We start from the raw sequence: 16,195 nt of genomic DNA on the forward strand, positions 1-16,195 counted from the left end.
GGGGTGATCGGTGGTGCGGGCCGGTGGCCCTGACCGGCGGTGCGGCGGGTGGCGCGGTCGGAGCGTGGGCCGGGCGTCCGGGTCAGAGGTAGAGCCCGGTGGAGTCGTCGGACCCCTGGAGGCGTTCGGCGGCCACCGCGTGCAGGTCGCGTTCGCGCATCAGGATGTAGGCGACGCCGCGCACTTCCACTTCGGCGCGGTCCTCGGGGTCGTACAGCACCCGGTCGCCGACTTCGACGGTGCGGACGTTCTGTCCCACGGCCACCACCTCGGCCCAGTCGAGCCGGCGGCCGACCTGGGCGGTCGCCGGGATGACGATGCCGCCCGAGGAACGGCGTTCGCCGCCCTCGCCGTCCGCCCGGACCAGGATCCGGTCGTGGAGCATGCGGATCGGCAGTTTGTCGTGGGTGGGGTTCGAGCTCACGGGGATGACCGTATCTCAGGTGGTTGAACGTTCGGCTACCGGTTCCGCCGCCGGTTCTTGGGGCGCTCGGTGTCGGAGGAGCGGGAGGAGGTGAGCAGCAGGCCCACCGCGACCACCGCCATGGCGAGCGGGATGACCCGGCCCATCCGGTAGCTGCCGTCCTCGTGGGTCAGCTTCTCGCGGAAGCCGCCGACCGTGCGGTCCACGCTGGCGGCGGCGCGGGCCTTGGCGTCGCCGACGATGGTGCTGGGGTGGACCCGGACGCCGATCTCTTCGAGGGTGCCTCGCAGGCTCTCCCGCCGCCTGTGGATCCGCGCCTCGATCGCCGCGGGGTTCTCGGCTGCTTGCGACACGCTCACGCCTCCATCGTCCAATCCCGGATCGGGTTCACGGGACAGTGTGTCAGCTCCGCCGGGCCACTGCCTGTCGCAGGCCACGATTAGGCTGGGTGGCGCAGTGCTGGAAATGACCGAACCGTGAGGATCCGCGATGAGTGAGCGCCTTCAGCCGGGGGATCCCGCCCCCGCCTTCTCCCTGCCCGACGCCGACGGCAAGCGGGTGTCGCTGGCCGATCACGCCGGGCGCAAGGTCATCGTCTACTTCTACCCGGCGGCGCTGACCCCGGGCTGCACCAAGCAGGCGTGCGACTTCACCGACAATCTCCAGCTGCTGGCCGGCGCCGGCTACGACGTCATCGGGATCTCGCCCGACAAGCCGGAGAAGCTGGCGAAGTTCCGGGAGAAGGAGTCCCTGGGCATCACGCTGCTGAGTGACCCGGACAAGGAGGTGCTGGGCGCGTACGGGGCGTTCGGCGAGAAGAAGCTGTACGGCAAGACGGTGACCGGGGTGATCCGTTCCACGGTGATCGTGGGCGAGGACGGCAAGGTCGAGCGGGCGCTGTACAACGTGAAGGCGACCGGCCATGTCGCGAAGCTGATCCGTGACCTGGAGCTGGCGGCGGGGGGCGAGCAGGGTGAGTGAGCGCAAGCCGATCGAGTCGTGGCTGACCGACATGGATGGGGTGCTCATCCATGAGGGCGTGCCGATTCCGGGCGCGGACCGTTTCCTGAAGCGGCTGCGGGAGTCGGGCCGGCCGTTCCTGGTGCTGACGAACAACTCGATGTACACCCGGCGGGATCTGCACGCGCGGCTGTCGCGGATGGGTCTTGAGGTGCCGGTGGAGAGCATCTGGACCTCGGCGCTGGCCACCGCGCAGTTCCTGTCGGAGCAGCGGCCCGGCGGCAGCGCGTACGTCATCGGCGAGGCCGGGCTGACGACGGCGCTGCACGATGTGGGCTATGTGCTCTCGGACTCGGGGCCGGACTACGTGGTGCTGGGTGAGACGCGGACGTACAGCTTCGAGTCGCTGACGAAGGCGATCCGGCTGATCAACGACGGTGCGCGGTTCATCGCGACCAACCCGGACCACACGGGTCCCTCGACGGAGGGGGCGCTGCCGGCGACGGGTTCGGTGGCGGCGCTGATCACCAAGGCGACGGGGCGTGAGCCGTACTTCGTGGGCAAGCCGAATCCGCTGATGATGCGGGCCGGGCTGAACGAGATCGGGGCGCACTCGGAGACGAGCGCGATGATCGGTGACCGGATGGACACCGATGTGCTGGCGGGTCTGGAGGCGGGGATGGAGACGTTCCTGGTGCTGACGGGGCTGACGCGGCCCGAGGAGATCGACCGGTATCCGTTCCGGCCCTCCACGGTGGTGGACTCGATCGCGGATCTGGTGGACCGGGTCTGAGTCCTCGGTGACGCGTCCGGGTGATCCGGGTCCCCCAACGGCGTAAGGGGCGGGGCCTGCGGGTGCGGCGGTGCGGGTGGCGGGTGACCTTCGGAGGGAGCGATCCGGAGGTTCCGCCATGAGCATCGTCAGGCCCGCGGGGCTCGCCCTGTGCACGTTGTCGATGACGCTGGCCGTGCTGGCGCCGGCCGGCGCGGCGTTCGCGGCCGGTGGGGGTGGTGAGGGGGAACGGGAGCGGGGGCACGGGGAGGTGCGGATCTCGCCGGCCGCGCCGCGCCCGGGTGAGGAAGTGGTGCTGCGGGTGACGGGGTGCCGGGGGAAGAGCGGCACGGCGCACTCGGAGGCGTTCGTGGCGGAGGCGGTGCTGGCGCCGTCCACCGAGGGCGGGCTGTTCGGCGAGGCGCGGGTCTCTTCGACGGTCGCGGCCGGTACGTACCGGGTGGATGTGTCGTGCGACGGCGAGGACCGGGCGGTCACGGGTGAGCTGACGGTCGCGGGGAGCGGCGGGGGCGGCCACGACAAGGAACGCGAACACGAGCGGGAACACGAGCGGGAGCAGGGCCGCGAGCACGAACGTGAGCGCGACCACGAGCAGGAGGCCGCCCCCTCGCTGCCGTCGCGCCCCTCGGCGCCGGTGCGGGCGGGTGGCGGCGGTACGGCGACGGCGGTGGCCGGCGAGCAGGACCGGGTGCCGACCGCGCCCACGGCGCTGACCGTGCTGTCGGGGGTGCTGGCGGCGGTGGCCGCGCTGACCGTGCGGCGGCTGCGCGCCCGGGAGAGGTGATGGAGGACGAGCCGAGCGCCTCGGGCACCGGCCGTCTCGTCTCCTGTGTCGCCTGGACGCTGCTGCTGGCGGGTCTGTGGCTGTGGGGCCGTCAGCTGACGGAGGGCGGCGGCTGGTTGCCGGGGTCCTCCCCCGGTGCGGCGCAGGCCCAGGCGGCGGGGGCGCGCGGGTCGCTGCCGCCGGCCGCCGATCCGCTGGCGGCGGGGGTGGATCCGGCGGTGCTGGAGATCGAGGCGATCGGGGTGCGCGCGGACATCATGGCGCGCGGGATCGACGAGGGCGGTGGGGTGGCGCCGCCGCCGTACGGTGAGCCGGGTCTGGTGGGGTGGTACGCGGGCGGCCCGGTTCCGGGCGCGGAGGGGGCGGCGGTGCTGGTGGGGCATGTGGACACGGAGACGGATCCGGCCGTGTTCTACGCGCTCAGCTCCGTGGAGCCGGGTGACGGGGTGCGGGTGGTGCGGGACGACGGCTCGGTGGCGGCGTTCACGGTGAGCGGTACCGAGGTGGTGGAGCGGGCGGACTTCGATCCGGAGCGGGTGTACGGCCCGCGGCGGGACGGGGCGGCGGAGCTGCGGCTGATCACCTGTGGCGGGACGTACGACGCGGAGCGCCGGGAGTACTCGGCGAATGTGGTGGTGTCGGCGTATCTGACGGACAGCGCCGGCGGCGGGGGCGGCGCTGCCGACGGCGCCGGCCCGGCCTGACGGCTCAGCCGGCCTGCCGGGCGGCCCGGCGCTGCCGCTTGCCCAGCGGCGCCTGGGAGAGGTCCTGGGCCTGGGAGCGCAGGTTCTTGTATCCGTAGCCGCGGTCGGACAGCCACTGGCGGAGCACCGTCTCGGCGTCCTCGGTGGCGGTGAGGATGTCCTCCTCCGCCTCGCCCTCCCGCGCGATCCGGAAGGTGAACGCGTCGCGGGCGGCGATGTCGTAGCTGAGGTGCCCCTGGGGGGTGAAGGCGGCGCGCAGCACGTCGTGCTCGGGGGCGCGGGCGAGGAGTTCGGCGCGCTGTTCTCCGGTGAGGCCGAAGAAGGCGCCCCGGACCGTGACACGGAAGGTGCGGGTGCTCATCGGGGGACCGTAGCCGCCCGGTCCGGGGCGCTGCCAGGGGTTTTCAGCGCAGCAGTTCGGCGACGGCGGGGGCGAGGGCCTGGAAGGCGTGGGCGCGGTGGCTGATGCGGTTCTTCTCCTGGGGGGTGAGTTGGGCGACGGAGCGGGTGTCGCCGTCGGGGGTGAGGATCGGGTCGTAGCCGAAGCCGCCGTCGCCGGCCGGGGTGTGCCGCAGTGTGCCGCGCAGCCGGCCCTCCACGACGCGTTCGGTGCCGTCGGGGAGGGCCAGTGCGGCGGCGCACGCGAAGTGCGCGGCGCGGTGCGGGTCGGCGATGTCGGCGAGCTGGGCCAGCAGGAGTTCCAGGTTGGCGCGGTCGTCGCCGTGCCGGCCGGCCCAGCGGGCGGAGAAGATGCCGGGTGCGCCGCCGAGGACGTCCACGCACAGCCCGGAGTCGTCGGCGACGGCGGGCAGTTGGGTGGCCCGGGCCAGGGCGTGTGCCTTGAGCAGCGCGTTCTCGGCGAAGGTGACGCCGGTTTCCTTCACGTCGGGGATGTCGGGGTAGGCGTCGGCTCCGATGAGTTCGACGTCGAGTCCGGCTCCGGTGAGGATGGCGCGCAGCTCGGTGACCTTGTGGGCGTTGCGGGTGGCGAGGACGAGACGGTGCATGGCGGTGATTATCCGTGTTCGGCGAGGACGCGGACGTCCCAGGGGCCGAGGTCCAGTGCGGTGCCGGCGGCCAGTTCCTGCCCGGAGAGCACGTCGCGGGCGGCGGCGGGCAGCGGGAAGGTGCTGGGGGTGAAGGACCAGTTGTGGACGAACCGCAGCCGGGTGCCGTCGCTCGCGGTGGCGCCGGTGATGGTCTGGCTGTCGGCGGCCGGGCGCCAGGCGCCGTGGGGGCCGGGGCTTTCGGCGGCGGCCCATTCCAGGACGGTGGCGGCCAGCGCGGGGTCGGGCACGGTGCCGACGTAGGTGATGCGTCCGGCGCCGTGGGCGCGGGTGGTGACGGCGGGCCAACGGGAGAAGTGCGGGTGCCGGTAGGCGGCGAGCACTTGGGCGTCGTCCACGTGCAGGCCGTCGGCCCAGCGGGTGGCGGTGGCGTGTTCGGGCAGTCGCAGCGGGGAGTTGTCGGGGGCGTGGACGGGCAGCGGGCGGCGCAGGGTGGAGAACTCGTCGTAGCGCACGCCGGCCGCCTCGCCGAGGTGGGCGGGTTTGCGTTCGGTGCGGGCGCGGGCCTCCTCGTCGCCGTAGCCGGTGTGGATGCCGAGCACCAGGTGGCCGCCGGCCGCCGCGTAGGCGCGCAGCCAGCGCAGCTGGTCGTCGTCGGCGGTCATGAGGGCGGCGGCGACCAGGAGCGGCTGGGTGCGCGCGTACGCGGCGGGGTCCTGGGTGAAGAGCTGGCCGGGGTGGATGAGCCGGGCCTGGAGGCCGCTGTCGAAGGCGCCGCGCTGGAAGGACTCCAGGACGGTTTGGTACGAGCGGCGGTCGGGGCCGCCGTCCTCGGCGGCGAGCATGGGGTGTTCGGTGAGCGCCCATTTGCTGTCGACGCTGTAGAGGAGGGCGAGGTCGGCGTCCGGGGTGAGGGCGGCGACGAGTTCCCCGGCGCGGTCGAACTCGGCGCCGAGCGCGGCGAGCTGTTCGTAGGTGCGGCCGGGTTCCTGGCTGTGCGGGAGGATGCCGCCCCAGAAGGTCTCGGCGCCGTAGTGCAGGGTGTGCCAGTGCCAGTACTCGATCATGGTGGCGCCGCGGGAGACGAGGGCCCAGGCGGCCTGCCGCCACTGGCCGTCGTAGGCGGGTTCGTTGATCCAGGTGGGGCCGATGGCCTGGGCGTTGGTCTCGGTGACCAGGAAGGGTTCCTGGCGGGAGGCGTACATGCGGTCGGCGGTGGCGTACAGCGCCCAGGTGCCGTGGGTGGTCCAGGTCTGGCCGGGGTCCTGGGGGTCGGGTGGCAGCTGGAGGCTGTCCTGCATGCGGTAGTAGGGGTTGCCGGCGGCGACGTCGAGGCGCGCGGTGAGGGCGTCGTCGCGGACGCCGGGGCGTTCGTAGGAGATGCAGGTGGTGACGAACTGGCCGGGGCGGGCGTACTCGCGCACGATGTCGGCCTGCCAGCCGATGAACTCGGTGGTGAGGCTGTCCTGGAAGCGCCGCCAGGCGAGGGCGTACTGGGGCTGGGCGTTGCCGTCGGGGGTCCACAGGTCGGCCCAGGTGGACAGCCGGTGGGACCAGTAGGTGAGGCCCCAGGCGCGGTTGAGTTCCTCGACGGTGCCGTACTGGTGGCGCAGGTGGTCGGTGAAGCGCTGGAAGACGCCGTGGTTGTGGAAGATCTCGTTGCCGGGCTCGTTGTCGACCTGGAAGCCGATGACGGCGGAGTGGTCGGCGTAGCGCTGGATGATCTTGCGGATGACGCGTTCGGCGTGGAAGAGGAACGCGGGGTGGGTGTAGTCGATCTCCTGGCGGGCGCCCCAGCCGGCGCGCTGTCCGGTGCGGCGTTCGGTGTTGATCTCGGGGTAGGCGCGGGCGAGCCAGGGCGGGGCGGCGTAGGTGGGGGTGCCGAGGATGACCTGGATGCCGCGGCGGTGGGCGCCGTCGAGGACGGGCTGGAGCCAGTCGAGGTCGAAGACGCCGTTCTCCGGTTCCCAGGTGGACCAGACGGATTCGCCGACGCGGATGACGGTGAAGTGGGCCGCGGCCATCAGGTCGAGGTCCTCGTCCAGGCGCGGGGTGGGCTGGTACTCGTGGTAGTACGCGGCGCCGAAGAGGACCCGGTGGGGCAGGACGAACATGCGGAACCTTTCTGGGGTGCGGGCGGTGCGGTGCCGGTGGGGTGGCGTCAGCCTTTGACCGCGCCGGCGGAGAGTCCTTCGAGCAGTTGTTTGCGCAGCAGCAGGAAGACGGCGATGGTCGGGACGGAGGCGAGGACGGCTCCGGGCAGGACCAGGTCGAAGGCGCGGGATTCGGCGCGGAAGAGGATGTTGAGGCCGAGCGGCAGGGTGTACTGGTCCGTGTCGGAGATGAGGACCAGGGGCCACAGGAAGCTGTTGTAGCTCTGGAGGAACTGCCATACGCCGAGGGCGCCGAGGGAGGGCCGCAGCAGCGGCAGGACGACGCGGTGGAAGATGCCGAACTCGCTGTTGCCGTCGAGGCGGGCGGCTTCGAGGATCTCGTCCGGGATGGACTGGATGATGTACTGCTGCATCATGAAGATCCCGAAGGCGGGGGCGACCCAGGGGACGATCAGCGCGAACCAGGGGTTGGCGAGTCCTGACTTGACCACCAGGATGAACAGCGGGACCAGGATCACCGCGAAGGGCACGGACAGCGAGCTGAACATCACGTTGAACAGCACCTTCTTGCCGGCGAACCGGTATTTGGCGAAGGCGAAGCCGGCCAGGGCGCAGACGAAGACGGCGATGGTGGTGGCGATCAGCGCGGTGACGACGGAGATGGCGAACCAGTTCCAGAAGGGCTGGCCGCCGAGCAGGTTGCGGTAGTTCTCGGTGGTGGCGGGGTCGGGGACGAGGGTGGGCGGGTAGTCGAAGATGTCGCCGCGCGGCTTGAAGGAGCCGGACAGCGCCCACAGCAGCGGCGCGGCGAAGACCAGCAGGAGCAGGCTCAGGGTGCCGTACAGGGCGATCCGGGCGGGCAGGGAGCGGCGGCGGCGCGGCCGGTGGGGCCGGGTGGGTCGGGTGGGTCGGGTGGCGGTGGGGCCGCCGGATGCGGTGGTGGTGCGGGTGGCGCTCATGCGGTCCTCCCGATGCGCAGCAGCCGGTTGAGGAGCTGGCTGAGGCCGAACACGATGACGAACAGGACGAGACCGGCCGCCGCCGCGTAGCCGAACTGCTGGCGTTCGAAGGCGGCGCGGTACACGAACTGGGCCACGGTCAGGGTTTCCTCGCCGGGTCCGCCGCCGGTGATCAGGTAGGGCTCGTCGAAGAGCTGGGCGGCGCCGATGAAGGAGGTCACCACGACGAAGGCGGTGACGGGGCGGATGGAGGGCAGCGTGACGGTGGTGAACTGCCGCAGTGTGCCCGCGCCGTCCAGTTCGGAGGATTCGTACAGTTCGCGGGGCACGGCCTGGAGGGCGGCGAGGAAGAAGATGGTGAGGTAGCCGGTCCAGCGCCACAGCAGGACGAAGCCGATGGAGACCTTGGCGAGGGTGGGGTCGCCGAGCCAGTCGGCGCCGCCGAAGCCGAACAGGGCCCGCAGTACGGAGTTGACGAGGCCGTACTCGCGGTCGAGCAGCAGGCTGTACAGCAGCGCGATCACGATGGGTGACAGCACCATGGGGAGGAAGAAGGTGACCCGGAACAGATCGCGGGCCCGCAGTCCCCTGGTGTTGAGGAGTTGGGCGATGAGCAGGGCGCAGGGCACCACGAGGAAGAGCGACACGAGGATGAAGATCAGGGAATTGCCGAGTGCTTTGTGGAAACTCGTGTCGCGGGCGAGGTCGGTGAAATTGTCGAATCCGATGAAGGCGGGTGTGCCGAGGCCGACCCATTCGGTGAGGCTGAGATAGCAGGCGACGCCGATCGGCACGACCATGAACAGGCCGTAGAGCACGTAGAAGGGGGCGATGAACGCGTATGGCGCGAGGTTTCTGCGGGAGGTCATCGGGCTCCTCCCCGGGTTCGGGTCTGGCCGGCGAAATCGCGTGCGGCGGAGCGCAGCGCTTCGCGCGGTGAGGTGCGGCCCTGATAGGCGCGCAGCAGATATCCGCTGAGGACGGTGTCGAGGATGGAGCGGTCGGCGCTGAGGTAGAGCACGGGGGCTTCGTCGATGACGTCCCGGTAGACCTCGAACATGCGCTGGCCGCCGCAGTATTCGTCCTCGATGAGGGAGAGCGCCGGGTCGTTGAAGACGGAGCGGAGGCTGGGCAGGTAGCCGAGCACCTGGTAGCGGCGGATCTGTTCGGCGGGGTTGAGGTAGGCGGCCTTGACGAGTTCGACGCCGGCGAGGGTGTTGCGCTTGCCGCGCAGGGCGGCGAATCCGGTGCCGCCGGCGAAGGAGGTCCGGCCGCCGCCGCCCGTGAAGACGGGCAGCGGGCGGATCCGCCACTGCCCGGACTGTTCGGGCACGTTGGCGATGAGCCCGTACACCTTGTACCAGCTGGCCATCCACTGGCCGATGACCTTTCCGGTCTTCAGGGCGGCCTGCATGCTGGGGCCGTAGTAGTCGGAGACGGTGGTGAGGTAGCCGCGCTGGACGCCTTCGGCGAGGAAGCGCAGGGTGTCCTCGGCCTCGGGGGTGTCCAGGGTGAGGGTGCCGTCGGCGTCGAAGAGCCGGCCGCCGCGCTGGAGCAGCAGCATTTCGAAGGACTGGAGGATCTGCGGCAGGTCGCTGCCGGTGGGGACGGCGGCCAGCGCGATGCCGTGCCGGTCGGCGAGGCGGGTGCCGGCTTCGGCGAACTCCTCCCAGCTGCCGAGGTCGGTGGGTATCCCGTAGCGGGCGAACTCCGGCTCGCGGTAGTAGTAGACGACCAGCGGCGCGTCGGAGTCCAGCGCGTACAGGGCGCCGTCCTTGCTGAACGGTTCGGTGCGCACCGTCAGCAGGTCCTCGCGGACGGCGGGGTCCAGGTGTCCGGTGAGGTCTTCGAGAAGTTCGGGGGCGATGTCGCCGCGCAGCAGGCGGGTGAAGGCGCCGAGTTCGAAGCCGGCGACGTCGGGGGTGCCGCGTCCGGCGATGGCCTGGGCGATGGTCTTGGTGACCACGTCGGCGGCGCCGGCCCGGGTGGGCCGCAGGTTCCAGGTGAAGGGGGAGCCGGTGGCGGCGTCGGCGGCGGTGCGGAAGAAGTCGACGTAGGCGTCGTCGTGGGTCCAGAAGGAGATGTCGGCGCGGCCCGAGGTGAGGGGTTCGGCGTTGGGTGTGGCGGCGGCGCAGGCGCCGAGGGCGGGGGCGAGCGCGGCGGCGGCGCCCAGGCCGCCGGCGGCGCGCAGCAGGTGGCGGCGGGAGATGCCGGGGGGTTGTGGGTGGGGGCCGGGGGTCGGGGTGGGCCGCCGGCCAGGGGTTGGGGTCATCGTCGTCCCTGTTCCTGGTGTGCTGTGCTCAGGCCGGGCCGGCCGCGGGCGGGGGCGCGGTGGAGGCACGGTGGATGAGCTGGGCGGGGATGGTGGCGCCGGCGGGGCCGGGGTCGGCGGGTCGGGCCGTGGTGCCGAGGGCGGCGACCAGCCGGTGCATGCCCTCGGCGGCGATCCGGGCGAAGTCCTGCCGGACGGTGGTCAGCGGGACGGAGAGGTAGGCGGCCTCGGGGATGTCGTCGAAGCCGATGACGCTGACGTCCTCGGGGACCCGGCGGCCGCTGCGTTCGATGGCGTGGACCGCGCCGATGGCCATCTGGTCGTTGGCGGCGAACAGGGCGGTGAGGGTGCCGTCCCTGAGCAGTTCGCGGGTGGCGTGGTAGCCGGAGGCGGGGCTCCAGTCGCCGCGGCGCACGTCGGGGCAGGGGGCGCCGGCCAGGTCCAGGGCGGTGCGCCAGCCGCGTTCGCGGTAGCCGGTGACGGCCCAGCGGGGCGGTCCGGCGAGGTGGTGCACGGTGCGGTGGCCCAGGCGCAGCAGGTGGGAGGTGGCCTCGGTGGCGGCGGAGATGTCGTCGTTGCCGACGAAGAGCACGTGGTGGCCGTCGGTGCCGGTGCCGGCCGGGCTTTCGGGGAGGTCGACGCGCAGGACGGGAATGTCGTGGGGAATGTGCCGGGCGATTTCGGCGGAGCCGATCGGGCCGCACAGCGCGATGGCGTCGATGCCCTGGCCGACCAATTGCCATACGGCGCGGCCGGCTTCTTCCGGGTCGTGTTCGTCGGCGTGGATGACGCTGACGTCATAGCCTTCGGCGTGGGCGGCGCGCTGCAATCCGCTGAGGAGTGACGCGGGGCCGAAATAGCCGCTGCCGGTGGAGATGAGGCCGATTCTGCGGGACCTTCTGGTGACCAGCGCGCGGGCGAACGTATTGGGCCGGTAGCCGAGTTGTTCTATCTCCTGGCGGACGCGTTCCCGTAGTTCCGGGGAGACGTGGGGTTCGTCGTTGACGACACGGGAAACGGTTTTCTGGGACACCCCGGCCCGGCGGGCGACATCCCTCATGGATATGCGGCTCGACATGCACCAGCTCCTTTGCCAGCGACCCCCGTTGACTGCGTAGTCAAGCGGTGCCGGATACGCTAGGGAGAGCCGATGGGGGCGTCAAGACTTTCTGCCGGATTGTGTTCGGAATCCTGAAATCCGTTCGGAATACCGGACAACGGAAAGGGGCAGCCACCTCACCATCACTGTGGGTAGCCGCCCCTTCGGCGGAGAGCGCGCTCGCCGTGCGCTCAGTCGGCGGCCAGCGCCGCCCGCTGCGCCGTGTCCAGCTCGGCGCAGCCGGCCACCGCGAGATCCAGCAGCGCGTCCAGCTCGTGCCGGGCGAACGGGACCCCCTCGGCGGTGCCCTGCACCTCGATGAACCGGCCGTCCCCGGTGCACACCACGTTCATGTCGGTGCCCGCCCGCACGTCCTCCTCGTAGGCCAGGTCCAGCATCGGCACCCCGCCGATGATGCCGACGCTCACCGCGGAGACCGTGCCGGTCAGCGGCTGCCCCTTGCCCTTGACGAGCTTGCGGGTGCGCCCCCAGGCGATCGCGTCCGCCAGTGCCACGTAGGCGCCGGTGATGGCGGCGGTACGGGTCCCGCCGTCGGCCTGGAGCACGTCGCAGTCCAGCACGATGGTGTTCTCGCCCAGGGCCTTGAAGTCGACGACGGCGCGCAGCGAGCGGCCGATCAGCCGGGAGATCTCGTGGGTGCGTCCGCCGATCTTGCCGCGGACCGACTCACGGTCGCCCCGGGTGTTGGTGGCCCGGGGCAGCATCGCGTACTCGCCGGTGACCCAGCCCTCGCCGCTGCCGCGCCGCCAGCGCGGCACGCCCTCGGTGAAGCTGGCGGTGCACAGCACCTTGGTGTCCCCGAAGGACACCAGCACGGAACCCTCGGCGTGCTTGCTCCAGCCGCGCTCGATGCTGACGGGTCGGAGCTGGTCGGCCTTGCGGCCGTCGATACGAGACATGCGGCGAGCCTAGTGTGCGGCCTCAGATCCGGTAGACCGCCCCTGGCCTGGCCAGTTCCACCGGCCCCTCGAAGACCTCCCGGGCGTCGCGCAGATTGGTCAGCGGGTCCGTCCACGGCGGGATGTGGGTGAGCACCAGTTGCCCGGCCCCGGCGCGGCGCGCGCACTCCCCGGCCTGCCGGCCGTTGAGATGCAGCTCGCCGATGTCCTCCTTGCCGTGGGTGAAGGACGCCTCGCACAGGAAGAGATCGGCGTCCCTGGCCAGCTCGGTGAGGTTGCCGCACTCCCCGGTGTCACCCGAATAGCACAGCGCGCGGCCGCGGTGTTCGATGCGGAAGCCGTAGGTCTCCACCGGGTGCGTCACCCGGTCGGTGCGCACGGTCAGCGGGCCGAGCTGATAGGTGCCGCCCGCGCTGAGGGAGCGGAAGTCGAAGACCTCGCTCATCGACTTCTCCGACGGCGTGTCGTCGTACGCCGTGGTCAGCCGCCGCTCGGTGTTCTCCGGCCCGTAGACCGGGATCGGCTCGCAGCGACCGCCCTCGTAGCGGTAGTAACGGGCGACGAAGTACGCGCACATGTCGATGCAGTGGTCCGGATGCAGATGACTGAGCGCGATCGCGTCGATGTCATACAGACCCGTGTATTTCTGCAGCTCGCCGAGGGCGCCATTGCCCAGATCAAGGAGCAGCCGGTAGCCCTCGGCCTCGATGAGGTAGCTGGAACAGGCCGAGTCCGCGGACGGGAACGACCCCGAGCAGCCGACGACGGTGAGCTTCATGGACGGGGGAACCTCCGTGGTGGGGTTCGAATGACTGTAAGTCGCACGGGGGCCGCCCGCTCCCCGGCCGCAGCGCGGTGTGGGCGGAATCACCGTGGCGGGGTACGGTCGGAGCGTGGACGTCTTGTGGTGGATTGTCCTGTTGGTGATCGCCGGTGTGGCGCTGGTCGCCGCGCTCGTCGACGGCGTCGCCCGGCTCGGTACGCACGGCTCCGGGCGGGCGCGCCGGCGGCGGCCCCGGGGCGGCGGCGGACACCGGGACGACGGGAACGGCAGAGGTGACGGGCCCGCCGGCCGGGGCTGAGCGCGCTAGTTCAGTTTCGTCTTGCGGCGCACCTGGATGGCCAGCAGCAGCCCCACCGCGATCCAGATCGCGAAGGTGGAGGAGCCCCCGTAGGACAGGAACGGCAGCGGCACCCCGGTGACCGGCATGATGCCCAGGGCCATACCCATGTTCTCGAAGGACTGGAAGGCGATCCAGGTGACGATGCCGCCGGCCACGATCGTGCCGTACACGTCCGGGGACTTCATGGCGATCACGCAGCCGCGCCACATGATGACGCCGAACAGGCCGATGACCGCCGCCCCGCCCACGAAGCCGAGCTCCTCCCCCACCACCGTGAAGATGAAGTCGGTGTGCTGCTCGGGCACGAACTGACCCAGCGTCTGGCTCCCGTGGAACAGGCCCTGTCCGAACAGTCCGCCCGAACCGATCGCGATCCGCGCCTGGTTGGTGTTGTACCCGACCCCCGCCGGGTCGAGGGCGGGGTTGGCGAAGGCCGCGAACCGGTTGATCTGGTACTGGTCGAGCACGCCCAGCAGCCACACCGCGACGGCCAGCAGCAGCCCGGCCGTCACCAGGCCGATGATCCAGCGGCGCGCGGCGCCGGAGGACATCAGCACGCCGAGCGCGATGGCCGCCAGCACCAGGGTCGTCCCCACGTCGGGGGTGGCCAGGATGAGCACCGCGGGGACCGCGACCAGGCCCAGCGCCCGCAGCACGGCGGGGGTGTCGGGCACCGAGTTGTTGTCGCCCTCCACCCCGGCGGCGAGCAGGGTGGCCATCGCCAGGATGACGGACACCTTCACCAGCTCGGAGGGCTGGAACGCGAAACCGCCGCCCAGCTGGATCCAGCTCTGGGAGCCGTTCACATTGCTGCCCAGCGGGCTGAGCACCAGCAGGCACAGCAGCAGGGTGCCCGCGTACAGCACGGGGACCAGGTCGCGCAGTCTGCTGTGCCCCAGCCAGACCACCAGGGCGGCCAGGCCGCAGCCGATGCCGATGTTCAGCAGGTGCCGCATCAGGAAGAAGTACGGGTCGTCGCCGGTGAGGTCGGTACGGGCGCGGGTGGCCGAGTAGACCACGGTGGCGCCGAGCAGGGACAGGGCCAGCGCGGCGCCCAGCAGCGGCCAGTCCAGGCGCCGCGCGATCGAGTCCCGGTCCGTGAACCAGCGCCACATGGGCCGCTGGGCCTCGGTCTGCCGGCCGGTATAGCTGTGCACACTCACGTCATGGACTGTACGTGAGCACACCGACACTCAGCGTGAAGCGGGCGCGGGGGTGGCTGTCAGGCCCAGAGCTGGCCCTGGAGCAGTTCCACGGCTTCCTCGGTGCTGGCCGCCGTGTAGATGCCGGTGGACAGGTACTTCCAGCCGCCGTCCGCGACGACGAAGACGATGTCGGCCTCGTCCCCGGCCCGTACCGCCTTGCGGGCGACGCCCAGCGCGGCGTGCAGCACCGCGCCGGTGGAGACCCCGGCGAAGATGCCCTCCTGCTCCAGCAGCTCACGGGTGCGGCGCACCGCGTCCTCGGAGCCGACCGAGAAACGGGTGGTGAGGACGGAGGCGTCGTACAGCTCGGGGATGAAGCCCTCGTCCAGGTTGCGCAGCCCGTACACCAGGTCGTCGTAGCGCGGCTCGGCGGCCACGATCCGCACGTCCGGGCGCTGCTCGCGCAGGTAGCGGCCGACGCCCATCAGGGTGCCGGTGGTGCCCAGACCGGCAACGAAGTGGGTCACGGAGGGCAGGTCGGCGAGGATCTCCGGGCCGGTGGTGGCGTAGTGCGCACCGGCGTTGTCCGGGTTGCCGTACTGGTAGAGCATCACCCACTCGGGGTGCTCGGCGGCCAGTTCCTTGGCGACCCGTACGGCCGTGTTGGAGCCGCCGGCCGCCGGGGAGGAGATGATCTCGGCGCCCCACATGGCGAGCAGCTGGCGGCGTTCGGCGGAGGTGTTCTCCGGCATGACGCACACCATCGAGTAGCCCTTGAGCTTGGCGGCCATGGCCAGCGAGATCCCGGTGTTGCCCGAGGTGGGCTCCAGGATGGTGCAGCCGGGGGTGAGCCGGCCCGCCTTCTCCGCCTGCTCGATCATGTGGAGGGCGGGCCGGTCCTTGACGGAGCCGGTCGGGTTGCGGTCCTCCAGCTTGGCCCAGACCCGGACCGTGTCGGAGGGGGAGAGCCTCGGCAGCCGCACCAGGGGGGTGTTGCCGACCGAGGCCAGCGGGGAGTCGAAGCGCATCAGCGCGCGCCCCCGGCGACGGCGGGCAGGATGGTGACCTGGTCCCCGTCGCCCAGCTCGGTGGAGATGCCGGACAGGAAGCGGACGTCCTCGTCGTTCAGATAGACGTTGACGAAGCGGCGCAGTTCGCCCTTGTCGTCGATCAGCCTGGCCTCGATGCCGGGGTGCCGGGACTCCAGGTCCGTGATCAGCTCGGCCAGGTTCGCACCGGCCCCGTTCACGGCCTTCTCGCCGTCGGTGTAGGTGCGCAGGATGGTCGGGATGCGGACCTCGATGGCCATGAAAGCTCCAGATCAGATGGTACGGCGGGCCGTGTGCGCGCCCGGTCGGGGCCCGCGCACGCCTGGGACAACCATGCGGTCATCGTATCGATTCCCGGTCAGCCGCCGTAGGTGTCCACGATGCGGACCTCCTCCTCGGTGACCTCCTCGTCCACGATGCGGAAGGAGCGGAAGGAGAAGGGGCCTTCGTCGTTGCCGCACTCGGCGGTGGAGACCAGCACGTAGTGGGCGCCGGGCTCGCCGGCGTAGGAGATGTCGGTGCGGGAGGGGTACGCCTCGGTGGCGGTGTGCGAGTGGTAGATGACCACCGGCTCCTCGTCGCGGTCGTCCAGCTCCCGGTACAGGCGCAGCAGATCACCGGAGTCGAACTCGTAGAACGTGGGCGAGCGGGCCGCGTTGAGCATCGGGATGAAGCGCTCGGGGCGGTCGCCGCCGGCCGGTCCGGCGATGACGCCGCAGGCCTCGTCCGGGTGGTCCCTGCGGGCGTGGGCGAGGATCGCGTCGTGCAGCTCCTGGGTGATGGTCAGCATGCGGCCCACCATACGACCGCCCCCGGCCGCCGTGGCGGGCCGGGGGCGGGT

At 71.4% G+C, this 16,195-nt stretch carries 20 protein-coding genes; 5 read left to right on the forward strand and 15 right to left on the reverse strand.

Going from position 1 to position 16,195, the window contains the following annotated elements; translation table 11 throughout:
* Nucleotides 1-82: 82 nt before the first annotated feature.
* Both H7827_RS08360 and H7827_RS08365 read right to left on the reverse strand, forming a co-directional pair.
* Nucleotides 83-385, reverse strand: coding sequence for a GroES family chaperonin (locus tag H7827_RS08360; protein ID WP_046725788.1), 303 nt, complete (start codon nt 383-385; stop codon nt 83-85).
* A 74-nt stretch (nt 386-459) separates the two neighbouring features.
* Nucleotides 460-777 carry a DUF3618 domain-containing protein gene (locus H7827_RS08365; RefSeq protein WP_432743848.1) on the reverse strand — a complete coding sequence of 106 codons (318 nt, stop codon included), beginning with the start codon at nt 775-777 and terminating at the stop codon, nt 460-462.
* 136 nt (nt 778-913) lie between these two features.
* Here H7827_RS08365 and bcp point away from each other — a divergent pair, with 136 nt between their 5' ends.
* From bcp to H7827_RS08385, 4 genes are all read left to right on the forward strand, one after another.
* A complete protein-coding gene (bcp, locus tag H7827_RS08370) occupies nt 914-1,405 on the forward strand; it encodes a thioredoxin-dependent thiol peroxidase (RefSeq protein WP_432743850.1) in 492 nt (163 codons plus the stop codon).
* Nucleotides 1,398-2,177 carry an HAD-IIA family hydrolase gene (locus tag H7827_RS08375; RefSeq protein ID WP_030736868.1) on the forward strand — a complete coding sequence of 260 codons (780 nt, stop codon included), beginning with the start codon at nt 1,398-1,400 and terminating at the stop codon, nt 2,175-2,177. Before bcp ends, H7827_RS08375 begins: the two co-directional genes overlap by 8 nt.
* Nucleotides 2,178-2,295: 118 nt before the next feature.
* The gene (locus H7827_RS08380) at nt 2,296-2,961 is read left to right on the forward strand and encodes a hypothetical protein (RefSeq protein ID WP_432743852.1); all 666 of its coding nucleotides are present in this window, start codon (nt 2,296-2,298) and stop codon (nt 2,959-2,961) included.
* Entirely contained in the window at nt 2,961-3,665 is a 705-nt protein-coding gene (locus tag H7827_RS08385; protein WP_432743854.1) for a class F sortase, read from the forward strand. The genes H7827_RS08380 and H7827_RS08385 overlap by 1 nt, the downstream gene beginning before the upstream one ends.
* A gap of 4 nt (nt 3,666-3,669) precedes the next feature.
* Here the strand turns inward: H7827_RS08385 and H7827_RS08390 are convergent, their stop codons facing one another.
* From H7827_RS08390 to H7827_RS08430, 9 genes are all read right to left on the reverse strand, one after another.
* Entirely contained in the window at nt 3,670-4,026 is a 357-nt protein-coding gene (locus H7827_RS08390; RefSeq protein ID WP_432743856.1) for a DUF6204 family protein, read from the reverse strand.
* A 43-nt stretch (nt 4,027-4,069) separates the two neighbouring features.
* Nucleotides 4,070-4,672 carry an RdgB/HAM1 family non-canonical purine NTP pyrophosphatase gene (rdgB, locus tag H7827_RS08395; RefSeq protein ID WP_432743858.1) on the reverse strand — a complete coding sequence of 201 codons (603 nt, stop codon included), beginning with the start codon at nt 4,670-4,672 and terminating at the stop codon, nt 4,070-4,072.
* An 8-nt stretch (nt 4,673-4,680) separates the two neighbouring features.
* Nucleotides 4,681-6,786, reverse strand: a complete 2,106-nt coding sequence (locus tag H7827_RS08400; protein ID WP_432743860.1) for a beta-galactosidase — start codon at nt 6,784-6,786, stop codon at nt 4,681-4,683.
* A 47-nt stretch (nt 6,787-6,833) separates the two neighbouring features.
* A complete protein-coding gene (locus H7827_RS08405) occupies nt 6,834-7,745 on the reverse strand; it encodes a carbohydrate ABC transporter permease (protein WP_432743862.1) in 912 nt (303 codons plus the stop codon).
* The gene (locus tag H7827_RS08410) at nt 7,742-8,614 is read right to left on the reverse strand and encodes a carbohydrate ABC transporter permease (protein ID WP_432743864.1); all 873 of its coding nucleotides are present in this window, start codon (nt 8,612-8,614) and stop codon (nt 7,742-7,744) included. The genes H7827_RS08405 and H7827_RS08410 overlap by 4 nt, the downstream gene beginning before the upstream one ends.
* Complete coding sequence (locus H7827_RS08415) at nt 8,611-10,017, reverse strand: ABC transporter substrate-binding protein (protein WP_386539551.1); 1,407 nt, start codon at nt 10,015-10,017, stop codon at nt 8,611-8,613. Before H7827_RS08415 ends, H7827_RS08410 begins: the two co-directional genes overlap by 4 nt.
* A gap of 28 nt (nt 10,018-10,045) precedes the next feature.
* On the reverse strand, nt 10,046-11,095 hold the full coding sequence (locus H7827_RS08420) for a LacI family DNA-binding transcriptional regulator (RefSeq protein ID WP_432743866.1): 1,050 nt from the start codon (nt 11,093-11,095) through the stop codon (nt 10,046-10,048).
* 212 nt (nt 11,096-11,307) lie between these two features.
* The gene (gene rph, locus H7827_RS08425) at nt 11,308-12,036 is read right to left on the reverse strand and encodes a ribonuclease PH (RefSeq protein WP_386539547.1); all 729 of its coding nucleotides are present in this window, start codon (nt 12,034-12,036) and stop codon (nt 11,308-11,310) included.
* A gap of 22 nt (nt 12,037-12,058) precedes the next feature.
* Nucleotides 12,059-12,814, reverse strand: coding sequence for an MBL fold metallo-hydrolase (locus H7827_RS08430; RefSeq protein ID WP_364246005.1), 756 nt, complete (start codon nt 12,812-12,814; stop codon nt 12,059-12,061).
* 115 nt (nt 12,815-12,929) lie between these two features.
* Here H7827_RS08430 and H7827_RS08435 point away from each other — a divergent pair, with 115 nt between their 5' ends.
* Nucleotides 12,930-13,118 carry a hypothetical protein gene (locus tag H7827_RS08435; protein WP_386539545.1) on the forward strand — a complete coding sequence of 63 codons (189 nt, stop codon included), beginning with the start codon at nt 12,930-12,932 and terminating at the stop codon, nt 13,116-13,118.
* A 5-nt stretch (nt 13,119-13,123) separates the two neighbouring features.
* Here the strand turns inward: H7827_RS08435 and rodA are convergent, their stop codons facing one another.
* From rodA to H7827_RS08455, 4 genes are all read right to left on the reverse strand, one after another.
* Nucleotides 13,124-14,275: a rod shape-determining protein RodA gene (gene rodA / locus H7827_RS08440; protein WP_386539584.1), complete on the reverse strand. Its 1,152-nt coding sequence runs from the start codon at nt 14,273-14,275 to the stop codon at nt 13,124-13,126.
* 107 nt (nt 14,276-14,382) lie between these two features.
* On the reverse strand, nt 14,383-15,333 hold the full coding sequence (locus tag H7827_RS08445) for a PLP-dependent cysteine synthase family protein (RefSeq protein ID WP_375879287.1): 951 nt from the start codon (nt 15,331-15,333) through the stop codon (nt 14,383-14,385).
* The gene (locus tag H7827_RS08450; protein WP_030736910.1) at nt 15,333-15,614 is read right to left on the reverse strand and encodes a MoaD/ThiS family protein; all 282 of its coding nucleotides are present in this window, start codon (nt 15,612-15,614) and stop codon (nt 15,333-15,335) included. Before H7827_RS08450 ends, H7827_RS08445 begins: the two co-directional genes overlap by 1 nt.
* A gap of 98 nt (nt 15,615-15,712) precedes the next feature.
* Nucleotides 15,713-16,144: a Mov34/MPN/PAD-1 family protein gene (locus H7827_RS08455; protein ID WP_386539543.1), complete on the reverse strand. Its 432-nt coding sequence runs from the start codon at nt 16,142-16,144 to the stop codon at nt 15,713-15,715.
* Nucleotides 16,145-16,195: the final 51 nt, after the last annotated feature.

Origin of the sequence: Streptomyces sp. JH002 (assembly GCF_050916115.1) — a bacterium.
Taxonomy (GTDB): Bacteria; Actinomycetota; Actinomycetes; order Streptomycetales; family Streptomycetaceae; genus Streptomyces; species Streptomyces xiamenensis.

What these genes read in the sequence shown, in the direction of transcription:
- H7827_RS08360 (WP_046725788.1), bottom strand. Translation starts at nt 385, where the DNA reads ATGCTCCACGACCGGATCCTGGTCCGGGCGGACGGCGAGGGCGGCGAA.
- bcp (WP_432743850.1), top strand. Translation starts at nt 914, where the DNA reads ATGAGTGAGCGCCTTCAGCCGGGGGATCCCGCCCCCGCCTTCTCCCTG.
- H7827_RS08380 (WP_432743852.1), top strand. Translation starts at nt 2,296, where the DNA reads ATGAGCATCGTCAGGCCCGCGGGGCTCGCCCTGTGCACGTTGTCGATG.
- H7827_RS08385 (WP_432743854.1), top strand. Translation starts at nt 2,961, where the DNA reads ATGGAGGACGAGCCGAGCGCCTCGGGCACCGGCCGTCTCGTCTCCTGT.
- H7827_RS08390 (WP_432743856.1), bottom strand. Translation starts at nt 4,026, where the DNA reads ATGAGCACCCGCACCTTCCGTGTCACGGTCCGGGGCGCCTTCTTCGGC.
- rdgB (WP_432743858.1), bottom strand. Translation starts at nt 4,672, where the DNA reads ATGCACCGTCTCGTCCTCGCCACCCGCAACGCCCACAAGGTCACCGAG.
- H7827_RS08400 (WP_432743860.1), bottom strand. Translation starts at nt 6,786, where the DNA reads ATGTTCGTCCTGCCCCACCGGGTCCTCTTCGGCGCCGCGTACTACCAC.
- H7827_RS08405 (WP_432743862.1), bottom strand. Translation starts at nt 7,745, where the DNA reads ATGAGCGCCACCCGCACCACCACCGCATCCGGCGGCCCCACCGCCACC.
- H7827_RS08410 (WP_432743864.1), bottom strand. Translation starts at nt 8,614, where the DNA reads ATGACCTCCCGCAGAAACCTCGCGCCATACGCGTTCATCGCCCCCTTC.
- H7827_RS08415 (WP_386539551.1), bottom strand. Translation starts at nt 10,017, where the DNA reads ATGACCCCAACCCCTGGCCGGCGGCCCACCCCGACCCCCGGCCCCCAC.
- H7827_RS08420 (WP_432743866.1), bottom strand. Translation starts at nt 11,095, where the DNA reads ATGTCGAGCCGCATATCCATGAGGGATGTCGCCCGCCGGGCCGGGGTG.
- rph (WP_386539547.1), bottom strand. Translation starts at nt 12,036, where the DNA reads ATGTCTCGTATCGACGGCCGCAAGGCCGACCAGCTCCGACCCGTCAGC.
- H7827_RS08430 (WP_364246005.1), bottom strand. Translation starts at nt 12,814, where the DNA reads ATGAAGCTCACCGTCGTCGGCTGCTCGGGGTCGTTCCCGTCCGCGGAC.
- rodA (WP_386539584.1), bottom strand. Translation starts at nt 14,275, where the DNA reads ATGTGGCGCTGGTTCACGGACCGGGACTCGATCGCGCGGCGCCTGGAC.
- H7827_RS08445 (WP_375879287.1), bottom strand. Translation starts at nt 15,333, where the DNA reads ATGCGCTTCGACTCCCCGCTGGCCTCGGTCGGCAACACCCCCCTGGTG.
- H7827_RS08450 (WP_030736910.1), bottom strand. Translation starts at nt 15,614, where the DNA reads ATGGCCATCGAGGTCCGCATCCCGACCATCCTGCGCACCTACACCGAC.
- H7827_RS08455 (WP_386539543.1), bottom strand. Translation starts at nt 16,144, where the DNA reads ATGCTGACCATCACCCAGGAGCTGCACGACGCGATCCTCGCCCACGCC.